This window comes from Massilia timonae, assembly GCF_001866515.1.
In the GTDB taxonomy this organism is placed as follows: Bacteria; Pseudomonadota; Gammaproteobacteria; order Burkholderiales; family Burkholderiaceae_D; genus Telluria; species Telluria timonae.
This window is the reverse complement of sequence record NZ_JRYB01000001.1, coordinates 171362-183370: the sequence shown is the minus strand read 5'-3', so window position 1 is coordinate 183370 and position 12009 is coordinate 171362. Positions and strand designations below refer to the sequence as shown.

The 12009-nt window shown below is 67.6% G+C and carries 10 protein-coding genes; 7 read left to right on the top strand and 3 right to left on the bottom strand.

Translation table 11 applies throughout. The annotated features are described in order from the left end of the window. The first annotated feature begins 3 nt into the window (after positions 1 to 3). The 4 genes from LO55_RS00850 to LO55_RS00835 all read left to right on the top strand — a co-directional run bounded on the left by LO55_RS00850 (position 4) and on the right by LO55_RS00835 (position 5641). Entirely contained in the window at positions 4 to 954 is a 951-nt protein-coding gene (locus LO55_RS00850; RefSeq protein ID WP_071360071.1) for a glycoside hydrolase family 43 protein, read from the top strand. A 21-nt stretch (positions 955 to 975) separates the two neighbouring features. Next, the gene (locus LO55_RS00845) at positions 976 to 1917 is read left to right on the top strand and encodes a LysR family transcriptional regulator (RefSeq protein WP_071360070.1); all 942 of its coding nucleotides are present in this window, start codon (positions 976 to 978) and stop codon (positions 1915 to 1917) included. A 182-nt stretch (positions 1918 to 2099) separates the two neighbouring features. Further along, complete coding sequence (locus tag LO55_RS00840; RefSeq protein ID WP_071360069.1) at positions 2100 to 4883, top strand: GAF domain-containing protein; 2784 nt, start codon at positions 2100 to 2102, stop codon at positions 4881 to 4883. A gap of 68 nt (positions 4884 to 4951) precedes the next feature. After that, complete coding sequence (locus tag LO55_RS00835) at positions 4952 to 5641, top strand: fumarylacetoacetate hydrolase family protein (RefSeq protein WP_071363644.1); 690 nt, start codon at positions 4952 to 4954, stop codon at positions 5639 to 5641. Here the strand turns inward: LO55_RS00835 and LO55_RS00830 are convergent. Further along, entirely contained in the window at positions 5542 to 6420 is an 879-nt protein-coding gene (locus tag LO55_RS00830; protein ID WP_071360068.1) for a hypothetical protein, read from the bottom strand. The two genes, LO55_RS00835 and LO55_RS00830, sit on opposite strands and share 100 nt — an antisense overlap. 115 nt (positions 6421 to 6535) lie before the next feature. Between LO55_RS00830 and LO55_RS00825 the strand changes: the two genes are divergently transcribed. Together LO55_RS00825 and LO55_RS00820 are read left to right on the top strand one after the other, a co-directional pair. Continuing rightward, on the top strand, positions 6536 to 7468 hold the full coding sequence (locus LO55_RS00825; RefSeq protein WP_071363643.1) for an alpha/beta fold hydrolase: 933 nt from the start codon (positions 6536 to 6538) through the stop codon (positions 7466 to 7468). A 121-nt stretch (positions 7469 to 7589) separates the two neighbouring features. After that, complete coding sequence (locus LO55_RS00820) at positions 7590 to 8447, top strand: hypothetical protein (RefSeq protein WP_071360067.1); 858 nt, start codon at positions 7590 to 7592, stop codon at positions 8445 to 8447. A 27-nt stretch (positions 8448 to 8474) separates the two neighbouring features. Here the strand turns inward: LO55_RS00820 and LO55_RS00815 are convergent, their stop codons facing one another. Further along, on the bottom strand, positions 8475 to 10172 hold the full coding sequence (locus tag LO55_RS00815; RefSeq protein ID WP_307188238.1) for a methyl-accepting chemotaxis protein: 1698 nt from the start codon (positions 10170 to 10172) through the stop codon (positions 8475 to 8477). A gap of 20 nt (positions 10173 to 10192) precedes the next feature. Further along, entirely contained in the window at positions 10193 to 11227 is a 1035-nt protein-coding gene (locus LO55_RS00810) for an asparaginase (RefSeq protein WP_071360065.1), read from the bottom strand. 365 nt (positions 11228 to 11592) lie between these two features. Here LO55_RS00810 and LO55_RS00805 point away from each other — a divergent pair, with 365 nt between their 5' ends. After that, positions 11593 to 11985 (top strand): hypothetical protein, encoded by a 393-nt coding sequence (locus LO55_RS00805; RefSeq protein WP_071360064.1) that lies wholly within the window; start codon positions 11593 to 11595, stop codon positions 11983 to 11985. Positions 11986 to 12009 lie beyond the last annotated feature (24 nt).

Genomic DNA, 12009 nt, shown 5'->3' with positions numbered 1-12009 from the left:
ACCATGTTGATGAACACCATCCTTGCCGCGGCGCTGTGCGCCGCCAGTTGCGCGCACGCCAGCAACCCGATCGTGAAGGACATCTTCACCGCCGATCCCGCGGCGCTGGTCGATAACGGCCGCGTCTACGTCTACGTCGGCAAGGACGAAGCACCGGTCGGCGGCAAGGACTACGTGATGAACGAGTGGCGTGTGTATTCGAGCTGCGACATGAAGCGCTGGCTTGATCACGGCTCGCCGCTGCGCTACTCGACCTTCAAGTGGGCCGGGCGCGATGCCTGGGCCTCGGACATCGTCAAGCGCGACGGCAAGTACTATTTCTATTCGACCGTCGATCACGCCACCATCCCCGGCAAGGCGATCGGCGTCGCCGTCTCCGACAGCCCGACCGGTCCTTTCGTCGACGCCCTCGGCAAGGCCCTGGTCTCGAACGACATGACGAAACAGACGAAGATCCTGTGGGACGACATCGACCCGGCCGTGTTCATCGACGACGACGGCCAGGCCTATCTGTACTGGGGCAACACCGTCATGAAGTACGCGAAGCTGAAAGCCAATATGATCGAACTGGATGGCCCGATCCACACCGTCGGCCTCGAACACTTCGTCGAGGCGGCCTACCTGCACAAGCGCAAGGGCACCTATTACCTGACCTACTCGCGCCACTTCCCGGAAGAGACGGTGGCCATGACCGGCCCCACGGCCACCGGGCCCTGGACCATGGGCGGGGTGATCATGGAAAAGAACACCAACGTCAACACGATCCACCAGGCCATCGTCGAGTTCAACAACAAGTCGTACATCTTCTACCATAACGGCAAGCTACCCACGGGCGGCGAATACCGGCGCTCGGTCGCGGTCGAAGAGCTGCGCTACGGCCCGGACGGCGCCATTCTGCCCGTGCCGCAGACGGCAGAAGGCCCGGCCGCGAATCCTGCGCCGGGCTGCAAGTGAGCACGCTGATATGATTTCCTGATGGATACGACAAACCCGAACTGGTTCCTGAAGGCGCGCCTCAAGACGCGCCAGCTGCTGCTGCTGATCGCGCTGGACGATTACCGCAATATCCACCGCGCGGCCGAGGAACTGCACATGACGCAGCCGGCGGCGTCCAAGCAGGTCAAGGACCTGGAAGAGATGCTCGACGTGCGCCTGTTCGAGCGCCTGCCGCGCGGGATGGAGCCGACCATCTACGGCGAGACCATGATCCGCCACGCGCGCATGGCGCTCACCAGCCTGGCGCTGGCGCACGACGACATCGTCGCGCTCAAGGCCGGGCTGGCGGGGCAGGTCGAGGTGGGCGTGATCATGGCGCCGGCGATGGCGCTGCTGCCGCGCGCGATCGCGCGCATCAAGGAGCAGGCGCCATTGCTGCGCATTGGCGTGCAGCTCGAATCCAGTAACGTATTGCTCGACAAGCTCAAGCACGGCGCCCTCGACTTCATGATCGGCCGCATCCTGGACAAGGAGGAGTCGACGGGCCTGATCTACGAGGAGCTGAGCGAGGAGCCGGCCTGCGCCGTCGTCCGCCCCGGCCATCCGCTGCTGGAGCGGCGCGGCCTGACGCTCGAGGACATCGCCGCCCGGCCGTGGATCCTGCCGTCGCCCGGCAGCATCCTGCGCCACCGCTTCGACATGATGTTCCGGCGCGTTGGGTTGCCGCCGCCCGGCAACGTGGTCGACACCACCGCGATCCTGGTGGTGACGGCGCTGCTGCAGCAGACCGACGCCCTGCACGTGATGCCGCAGGAGGTGGCGCAGTACTACGCCTCGCTGAACGTGATGCGCATCCTGCCCATCGAGCTGCCATGCAAGATGGATGCTTTCGGCATCATCCGCCAGCAAGACCACCTGCTGTCGCCGGGCGCCGACCTGCTCTTGACGGCCGTGCGGGCCGCCGCCGCCGAGATCTATTGAATTGTGTCGTAGATGCAACCACCAAAAGTCACGGATGTGTAACGGGCGCAGCCCATTCTGTTTGCTCGTTATAATCGCCGACAATAAGAAAATGTTGGCGGCGGGGCAATAAGAACGTGAGGGGAAACGTTCCAATGTATTAAGCCCAGCCAGCTTCGCGAGAACCATACTGGGCAATCCTGATGAGCAATCTGAGCAGTTTCCCGCCGGCGGCCGTCGGCGGCTTGGCGCTGGGAGAGCCGGCGCAGTCCGATCCAGCGCAGTCCGAGCCTGCGCAGTTGGAGCCAAACTCCTGGCCCGAAGGCCTGCGCGCCATCTTCGACCTGATCCTGGCATCGCGCTTTCCGATGTTCCTGGCCATGGGCCACGACCTGCGCCTGTTCTACAACGACGCCTATTCCGACCTGCTGGGCGACAAGCACCCTGGCGCGCATGGCGCGCCGTACGCCAGCGTCCGGCCCGAGCTGTGGGAGCGCATGCGTCCGTATTTCGACCTCGTGCTGGCCGGCGAAGCGACCCAGCTCCAGCACGCCCTGATGGAGTTCGAGCGCAACGGCAAGCGCGAGCGGCGTTTCTTTTCCGTCTCGCTGTCGCCGGTGCGCCATGCGGGGCAGGTGGCCGGCGTCTATTGCGTGCTCACCGAGACCACGTCCGACGTATTGTCCGAGCACCGCCACGCTTTTCACCAGAAGCTGGGCGAGACCCTCGAAGGCCTGGACGACGCCATCCACATCATCAAGGCCACCAGCGCCATGACCGGGCAGACCCTGGGCGCGGCGCGCGTCGGCTATGGCGAGATCGATCCCGCCGGCCGCACCGTGAACGTCGACCGCGACTGGACCGACGGCCGCATGGCCAGCCTGGGCGGCATGTCGCATGTGCTGGACGATTTCGGGCCCGAGATCGCCGCCATGCTGCGCCAGGGCCGCACCGTGCGCATCGACGACGTCGCGGCCGACCCCCGCTCGGCGCCGTGCGCTGCGGCGTATGCCGGCATCGGCGCGCGCGCGGTGGTGATCGTGCCGATCATCGAGGAAGCGCGCCTGTCGGCCGTGTTCTACCTGCACGAGCCGTCCGCGCGCCACTGGACCGAGCAAGAAACGGCGATGGCCGAGGACGTGGCGCGCCACACGCGCGAAGTGGTGCGCCGCTCGCGCCTCGAGGAAACCCTGCGCGACGAGTCGCGGGTGCTCGAGGCGGTGAATCGCACCGGCCAGGTGCTGGCCTCGACGCTCGACCTGGCAACGCTGTCGCAGGCGATCACCGACGCCGGCACGGAGCTGAGCGGCGCGCGCTACGGCGCTTTCTTCCACAATGCCGACGGCGAGCGCGAACGCATGCGCCTGTACGCGCTGTCGGGCGCCGCGCGCGAGCATTTCGAGCAGATCGGGCCGCCGCCGTCGGCCGAGATCTTCCGCCTGGTGATGCAGGGGCAGGGTTCGCTGCGCAGCAGCGATATCGGCCAGGACCCGCGCTATGCCGCCCTGGTGGCCTACGGCATGCAGCCGGGCCACCTCAAGGTGCGCAGCTTCCTGGCGGTGCCGGTGGTCTCGCATTCGGGCCGGGTGCTGGGCGGCCTGTTCTTCGGCCACCCCGACGCCGGCGTGTTCAGCGAGCGCACCGAACGCATCGTGTCCGGCGTCGCGGCCCAGGCCGCGGTGGCGATGGACAACGCCCAGCTGTACGAAGTCGCCCAGAAGTCGGCGCTCGAGCGCGATGCGCTGCTGCAGAGCGAGCGCGCGGCGCGGGTGCAGGCCGAGCGCCTCAGCCACGCCAAGGACGAATTCCTGGCCATGCTGGCGCACGAGCTGCGCAATCCCCTGGCGCCGATCAGCAGCTCGGCCAGCCTGCTGAGCATGCAGTTCTCCAGCGAGCCGCGCATCTGCCAGACCAGTTCCATCATCAGCCGCCAGGTCAAGCACATGAGCCGCCTGATCGACGACCTGCTGGACGTCTCGCGCGTGACGCGCGGCCTGGTCAAGCTCAAGCTGGCGACGGTCGACTTCCGCGAGGTGGTGACCGGGGCGCTCGACCAGACCCGTCCGCTGGTGCTGGAAAAAGCGCACCAGGTGCGGGTGGAGCTGCCGGAGACCCCGGTCTGGGTGCGCGGCGACCAGACACGCCTGGTGCAGAGCGTGGCCAATATCGTCAACAACGCCGCCAAGTACACGCAAAAAGGCGGCCAGCTCGTGCTCGCCCTCGAGGCGGTCGATGGCCGCATGGTCTTGCGCGTGCGCGACAACGGCTCCGGCATGCCGCCCGACCTGGTGCCGAGCGTGTTCGACCTGTTCACGCAGGGCGCGCGCACGCTGGCGCGCTCGCAGGGCGGGCTCGGGCTGGGCCTGACCCTGGTCAAGCGCCTGATCGACCTGCACGAGGGCGAGGTGGCCGCGCACAGCGACGGCGTCGGCTTGGGCAGCACCTTCACGCTCACCTTGCCCTGCGTGACGGGCGCCTGCGACGGCGGCGACATGCAGCCGGGCGACCCCGAGGCCGCGCGCGCGGTCCTGCAGCGCAAGCTGCGGGTGCTGATCGTGGACGACAACAGCGACGCCGCCGACAGCCTGGCCAACCTGCTGCAGGTGCAGGGCCACGCCACCTCGGTCGAGTACGACGCCGAATCGGCCCTGCGCCGCGCGCGCGCCGAGCGGCCCGACGTGATGCTGATCGATATCGGGTTGCCCGACGTCGACGGCTACCAGCTGGCCTCGGCGCTGCGGTCCCTGCCCGAGACGGCGGCCACGGTGCCGGTCGCGGTGACCGGCTACGGCCAGGCCAAGGACCGCGAGCGGGCGCTGCAGGCGGGCTTCGCCCACCACCTGGTCAAGCCGGTCGACATGACGGCGCTGGTGCGCATCCTGGAATCGAGCGCGGCGCTCGCGGCGGTGGCGGAGGCGGCATCGACTCCGGTGACGCCCAAGCCGGCTTCGGCGTCCGAATCCGAAGAGACGATGGCGCCGGCCTGAGTGTTTCCTGGGGCCACGGCCAGCGATGGCGGTAGTATGATCATGCTTCCCTCAATGAAAGGATGAGCATGTCCGAATTCGTCTTCACCGCTCCCGCCACGCCTTCGGTGGCCGTCAGCGGTTCGAGCAGCCGTTTCCCGGTGCGCCGCGTGTTCTGCGTCGGCCGCAACTATGCCTCGCACGCGCGCGAGATGGGGAGCGATCCGAACCGCGAACCGCCGTTCTTCTTCTCCAAGCCGGCCGATGCCGTGGTGCCCGCCGGCGGCGCGGTGCCGTATCCGCCGTCGACCGGTGACCTGCACCACGAGATCGAACTGGTGGTGGCGCTGGGCGCGGGCGGCGCCGACATCGACCCGGCCAATGCGCTCGACCTGGTATGGGGCTATGGCGTGGGCCTGGACCTGACCCGGCGCGACCTGCAGGCGGCAGCCAAGGACACCGGCCGTCCCTGGGACATGGCCAAGGGCTTCGACGCCTCGGCGCCCTGCAGCGCCCTGCATCCGGTGAGCGCGGTGGGCCATCCGGCCGAAGGCCGTATCTGGCTGGAGGTGAACGGCGCCCTGCGCCAGGAAGGCAACCTCAATGAGCTGATCTGGCCGATCGCCGACGTGATCGCCTACCTGTCGCGCTTCGTGACGCTGGCGCCGGGCGACCTGATTTACTCGGGCACGCCGTCGGGCGTGGCGGCGCTCAAGCCCGGCGACCGCGTGCGCGGCGGCGTCGACGGCGTCGACACCTTCGAACTCGAGATCCGCTGACCTTCCATCAACCCCGCCATCTGCGCCTGCAAGGCCTGGCGCGCCGCGTCGAGCTGCGCGCCATTGGTCTTGGCCGATAGCGCGGCACGCTCCTTGCGGCCCAGGAAGTAGGCGACCCGCTCGGCGTTCGCGCCGGAAGGGTGGGGCAGGCCGTGCAGGATGCGGCTCGCCGTCAGCACGCCTTGCGCCGCCAGCCAGTCCAGACCTGCGCCGACGCTGGCCCCCATCGGGATGTACACGGCATCGGGCAGCATCGCCGCTTCATGCGCGAAGTAGCGCAGTGTTTCCTCGCGCAGAAAAGCGTGGCGCGGCATGGCGGGCGTGCCGCTGTAGTTCTTGCCGTCGACGAACACAGGATGGCGCAGGATGGCGCCGATATGGACCAACCCGGCATCCGGGCCGAACAGCGTGGCGCAGCTGGCGATGCCGAGCCAGCGCTGCACCCCGATCGCATCGAGCAGGGCCACGAAGTTGGGCCGGATCGCGCCGCTGAAGGCGCCGGCCTGGCGCGCCGCCACCAGCACCGCGTCGCGTGACGCGCCCGTGGCCATCTGGTGCTGCGCCTCGCGCATCGCATTCTTCCACTGCACGAAACCGGGCGAGATGCCGACCACCACCACGCGCGCCGCGCGGTTCACCGACTCGAACGGGATGTAATAGCTGCGGTAACGCCCTTCATGTGCCAACAGGAAGTGTTCTGGAATGCCGGCTGGCGCGGCGACGGCATCCAGGTCCAGTCGGGCAATGGCGTCGGCGTAGTGGTCGAAAAGAATTTCCATGAGACAGGTTGTGCGAATGCGACGAGCTGGGCATTGTGCCAGTCTTTCGGGAGGCGTGAAGCCGGGATAAATGCGCTACGCTGGCGGTGTCGCATACGAGGAGCCGATCATGAAAATGTACCGCTCAGTCACCGTTGCCGGCTGCCTTCTGGCGCTGGCGGCGCTGGCGGCCCAGGCCGCCGAGCCGTCGATGCCCGCGGGCTTCAAGACGGCTAGTGTCCAGACCGCCGACGGCGCCACCATCCATGTACGCAGCGGCGGCAAGGGGCCGGCGGTCGTGCTGATCCACGGCTTCGGCGACACCGGCGACATGTGGGGTCCGCTGGCCGCGCGCCTGGTCAGGCGCCACACCGTCATCGTGCCCGACCTGCGCGGCCTGGGCCTGTCGTCGAAGGCGCCCGCGGGCTATGACAAGAAATCACAGGCGGCCGACATCCGCGCCGTGCTCGAGCGCTTCGGCCAGGACCGGGCCGACGTGGTCGGCCACGATATCGGCACCATGGTGGCCTATGCCTACGCGGTGCGCTATCCGGACAAGGTGACGCGGCTGGTCGTGATGGATGCCCCCGTGCCCGGGGTGGCGCCGTGGGACGAACTGGTGCTCGACCCGCGCCTGTGGCACTTCAATTTCGGCGGCAAGGAGGCCGAACGCCTGGTGGCCGGGCGCGAACGCATCTTCCTGGACCGCCTGTGGAACCAGTTCGCCGCCGACCCGGCGAAGGTCGACGAGGCCACCCGGGCCTACTACACCAGGCTGTATGCGCAACCCGGCGCCATGCGGGCCTCGTTCGCGCAATTCAACACGATCGCCACGCACGACGTGGCCGACAACCGCGCCGCATCGAAGGTCAAGCTCACGATGCCGGTGCTCGCGGTGGGCGGCGAAAAATCGTTCGGCCCGATGATGGCCACGGTGATGCGCAATGCCGCGCTCGATGTGCGGCAAGCCGTCGTGCCCGGCGCCGGTCACTGGATGATGGAAGAAAATCCGGACGCCACCGTCGAGCTGATCGACGATTTCCTGACCGCCAGGAGTGCCGCCCGCTGAGCCAACACGGGCCCGGCCTATATACCCATGTCCTGCTCAATGCATTGAGATGCGTCAGTGCGCATGAACTGATACGCTAGCGATAACGACGCACTTTGCGCCAGATCGAGCGGAGGTTTTCATGTCGCAAGTTGCATTGATCGCCGTGCACGGCATGGGAGAGACGCTGCCCGCGTATGCGGACGGCCTGATGGCGCAGCTGCGCAGCCGCCTGGGCGGGCTGGCGGGCCAGGTGACGATGCGCTCGGTCTATTATCAGGGCATCTTGCACGAGAACCAGCGCCAGGTCTGGGAGCGCACCGCCGCCGCCGGCAAGGTGCGCTACGACGCCTTGCGCAAATTCGTGCTGTACGGGCTGGGCGACGCCGCCGGACTGGAAAACCGCAAGGAAATCCCCGGCTCGGTCTATGAGCTGGCCCAAGGAGAAATCGCGGGCGCCTTGTTGTCGGCCCATGCGGTGCGTCCCGACATGCCGGTGGTGTTCGTGGCCCAGTCGCTGGGCGGCCAGGTGCTGTCGAGCTATCTGTACGACGCCCAGAAGGCGGCCGCCGGGCGGCCGGTGGGCGCCGGCGTCTGGCGCAATATCGACGCCTGGGCCTCCAGCGCGCTGGGCCGGCCATTGACCGCGAGCGAGCGCGTGTTCCTGGGCGGCGGCACCTGCGCCGGCCTGGTCACCACCGGCTGCAATATCCCGATCTTCGTCGCCGCGCACAAGGAGATGGACATCATCCCGATCGCGCCGCCCACTTCGCTGTTCAAGTGGATCAATTTCTACGATCCGGACGACGTGCTGGGCTGGCCGCTGCAGCCGCTGTCGGGCGGTTACCGGGCGCTGGTCGAGGACCGCGCGATCAATGCCAGCGGCGGCATTGGCAGCCTGCTGGCGCGCAGCTGGAACCCGCTGTCGCACGAGAGCTATTGGGAAGACGCCGCGGTGCTGGACGCGATCGCCGCCATGCTGCGCCGGCTGGCGGCCTGAGTTTCGGCCTGCCGCCGCCGGCATCGCTTACATCGCCAGCGCCGGACTCTTGCGCAGCGCCAGGCGCGGCCGGGCATCCGCATCGCCCAACCTGAAGCCGGCCGCCACCTCGGCCAGGCGCGCCGCCTGTTCCTGCATGCTGGCCGCGGCCGCGGCGGCCTGTTCCACCAGCGCCGCGTTCTGCTGCGTCACCTGGTCCATCTGCGTGATCGCCTCGTTCACCTGGTGGATGCCGGTGCGCTGTTCCTGGGTGGCCGAGGTGATCTCGGACATCATGTCGGTCACGCGCGCCACGCTGCTCACCACGTCGTGCATGGTGGTGCCGGCCTGCTGCACCAGGGCGGTGCCGGCATTCACCTGGGTCATCGAGTCGCCGATCAGGCCCTTGATTTCCCTGGCCGCGCTGGCCGAGCGCTGCGCCAGGTTGCGCACTTCGCTCGCCACCACGGCGAAGCCGCGGCCCTGTTCGCCGGCGCGCGCCGCTTCCACGGCGGCGTTGAGCGCCAGGATATTGGTCTGGAAGGCGATGCCGTCGATCACGCCGATGATGTCGACGATCTTGCGTGCCGAGGCGTCGATCGAGCCCATGGTGTCGACCACCTGGCCGACGATGGCGCCGCCGCGCGCCGCCACCTCGGACGCCGCCTGCGCCAGGCCATTGGCCTGCACCGCATTGTCGGCGTTCTGGCGCACGGTCGCCGTCAGTTCTTCCATCGAGGCCGCCGTCTCCTCGAGCGAGCTGGCCTGCTGCTCGGTGCGGCTCGACAGGTCGAGGTTGCCGGCCGCGATCTCGCTCGACGCGGTGGAGATGGCGGTGGTGCCTTGCTGGACTTCGGCCACGACCCGGGCCAGGGCGCCGTTCATGGTTTCCAGGGCCCGCATCAGGTCGCCCACTTCGTCCTTCGGGTAGGTGGCGAAGGTATTGCCGAGGTTGCCCGCCGCCACCGTCCTGGCCACGTCCACCGCGGTGTCGAGCGGCCGGGTGATGCTGCGCGTGATCATGACGGCGGCGACCGAGCCGAGCGCCGTGGCCAGCACGGTCAGCAGGATCACCAGGCGCGTGCTGCGCTCGTTCGCGACCTCGATGTCGAGCGCGATCTGGTCGATCGACTTGCGCTGGATCTGCAGCAGGCTCAGCACCCGCGCGCCATAGGCCGCAGCGGCCGGGGAAAAGACCGTCTCATAGGCTTGCTCCGCGCCGGCGGCGTCGCCTGCGGTGCGGGCGTTCATCACCACTTCCTTGGCCGCCTGGTATTGTTTGCGCAGGCCCAGGATCTCTTGCAGCGTCTGTTTTTCTTCGGGTGAGTCGAGCAGGACTTCGACCTTCTTGAGGATCGCGGTGGTGTCGGCGACGCTGTCCTTGATCGGCTTGGCGAACACGGTCGACAAGGTGCTGTCGGTGCTGCGCGCGATCAGCGAGGTGCGGGCAATCGCCGAATACGTCATGACATACCAGTCCGAGACCAGGCGTTCCTTGGTCAGGGGCTTCTGCATCATCTGGTGGGTGGCTTCGGCACTGCTGCGCGTGGTATACAGCGCGAAAGCGGTGCCGGCCAGGGAGAGAACGAGGATCGTGGCGAACGCGAGCGTCAGGCGCGAGCCGATGCGTAGATTTTTTAACACGATGTCAGTAACCCGTAGAAACGGAAAATTCCGCCAGGAAAGTATCACCTGTTTAAACCTAAAATGAAATCTCCCGATGTGCTGGCTGTTGTATGGACGCATCGCGTGTTATTTCGGTGAAGTCACCCGTTCACCGGCCGCCCCTCCAGCGTGAAGATGGGACGGATGTCGCCCGCCACCGCGCCGCGCGCATTCTTGATGGCGGGCTGGCGGTAGCGCTCGAGCGCGGCCTTGCGCTCGGCGTCGAGCAGGCCGAGCTGGTCGAGCACGGCGTACACGGCCGGATGCAGCGCGCGGCTGTTGCCGTCCGCAATCTTGATCGCGATGCCGATCCCGGCCGAGCGCACGCCGATCGCCTGCACCGCGTCGGCGCCGATCTTGGCCACCCAGTCGCCGCCGCCGGCCGTCATCCAGTGCAGGTCGGTGCGCGCCAAGCCCGAGACCATGTCGGGCCGAGCCGTCATGGCGTCACACAGGACGCCCATCGCGCCGCCCAGCTGCGGGTCGTTGGGACCATGCGCCAGGCGCGCATACAGGTGCGCCAGGCGCGACAGCGGCAGCGCATAGTTCGGCGCCGAGCAACCGTCGATCCCGGTCGGCATGGCGTTCGCCGGCACGCCGGCCGTGTCGGCCAGCGTGGCGCGGATCGCCTGCTGCAGCGGGTGGCCGCGCTCGACGTAGTTGGCGGTCGGCACGTCGTGCAGCCTGCACCAGGCCAGGAAGCCGCTGTGCTTGCCGGAACAGTTGTGGTGCAGCGGCGTCCACTGCGCATCCTGCGGCGGCTTCGTTCCGGTGAACTCGTAGTGCAGCGGCTGCGCGCAACCGCATTCGAGATGGCCGGGTTCGAGGCCGATCTTGTCCAGGATGGCGCGCACGCCCTCGAGGTGGATGTCCTCGCCCGAATGGCTGGCGCACAGCAGCGCCACTTCGTCCTGCGTGAGGCCGAAGCGCGCCGGACCGTCGGACAGGATGAAGGGCAGGGCCTGGAAGGGTTTCAGGGCGGAGCGGGTGAAGGTCGGATAGTCCGGGTCGCCCGCCGACCACAACAGCCGGCCGCGGGTGTCGACCACGGCGACCGAACCCCAGTGGACGTTTTCGATCACATTGCCGGAGTCGGGATAGCCGCGCGTGGTCGCGACGAGGGGAATCGCTTGCATGGGTTGGGTCTGTTTCGTTGTCGATGGCGCTAATGTACGGCATCTGCACGCAATGCAGACACACGCTTGACAGCGCCTGCGCCGCAGGAGGAAACAGGCATGCAGACGGGGTGCAGACGTGCTCGAACGGGGCCCATATGCACCTCCCATTCACCTCACGTTTTCAGCGTTTCATCGCGCGTTTCGGCGCTTCATCCCACTGCCGCTTGAGCGTTCGCGAAGTCTGGCTAGACTGGCTTCATCGCCAGACAAAAACAGCAGCCCTGGCGACGACGAAACACGTGGACCATGCGGCCTCTTCACGAGCGACCGAACGCTTGCCGCACAGGTTCTTCTCTCGCATTCGACCTGAAAGGAAAAGCATCATGCGCATCAAGCACATCGCCCTGTTCGCCGCCGTCGCCGCCGTTTCGTTCTCCAGCGGCGCGGCGCCGCAAACGACCGACAACGAAGTGGTCAAAGTCCGCGCCCCCAACGTCAAGCAGGTAAGGATGGCGCCGTTCATGTATGACCGTGTGCAGGGTGAATATGCGCTCGAGGACGGCCGCGTGCTGCAGGTGAGCGGCAAGCTCAATGGCAGTCAGCGGGCCCTGTATGCCGACCTGGGCGACGGGCCGGTCGAACTGGTCCACGTCGGCAGCAAGCGCTTTGTCGCCGTGGACAGGGAGCTGAGCCTGCGCTTCCAGGGCGACCGGATTCCGGAAACCGTCTTCGTGCGCGAGGGCGACAGGCGCGCCGTGGCGTCGACCCAGCGCTGAACCCGGCGCGAACCTCGGGTGGTC

Excerpts from the sequence above, each read along its gene's own strand:
- LO55_RS00850 (WP_071360071.1), top strand. The coding sequence starts at position 4 with ATGTTGATGAACACCATCCTTGCCGCGGCGCTGTGCGCCGCCAGTTGC.
- LO55_RS00845 (WP_071360070.1), top strand. The coding sequence starts at position 976 with ATGGATACGACAAACCCGAACTGGTTCCTGAAGGCGCGCCTCAAGACG.
- LO55_RS00840 (WP_071360069.1), top strand. The coding sequence starts at position 2,100 with ATGAGCAATCTGAGCAGTTTCCCGCCGGCGGCCGTCGGCGGCTTGGCG.
- LO55_RS00835 (WP_071363644.1), top strand. The coding sequence starts at position 4,952 with ATGTCCGAATTCGTCTTCACCGCTCCCGCCACGCCTTCGGTGGCCGTC.
- LO55_RS00830 (WP_071360068.1), bottom strand. The coding sequence starts at position 6,420 with ATGGAAATTCTTTTCGACCACTACGCCGACGCCATTGCCCGACTGGAC.
- LO55_RS00825 (WP_071363643.1), top strand. The coding sequence starts at position 6,536 with ATGTACCGCTCAGTCACCGTTGCCGGCTGCCTTCTGGCGCTGGCGGCG.
- LO55_RS00820 (WP_071360067.1), top strand. The coding sequence starts at position 7,590 with ATGTCGCAAGTTGCATTGATCGCCGTGCACGGCATGGGAGAGACGCTG.
- LO55_RS00815 (WP_307188238.1), bottom strand. The coding sequence starts at position 10,172 with ATGCGTCCATACAACAGCCAGCACATCGGGAGATTTCATTTTAGGTTT.
- LO55_RS00810 (WP_071360065.1), bottom strand. The coding sequence starts at position 11,227 with ATGCAAGCGATTCCCCTCGTCGCGACCACGCGCGGCTATCCCGACTCC.
- LO55_RS00805 (WP_071360064.1), top strand. The coding sequence starts at position 11,593 with ATGCGCATCAAGCACATCGCCCTGTTCGCCGCCGTCGCCGCCGTTTCG.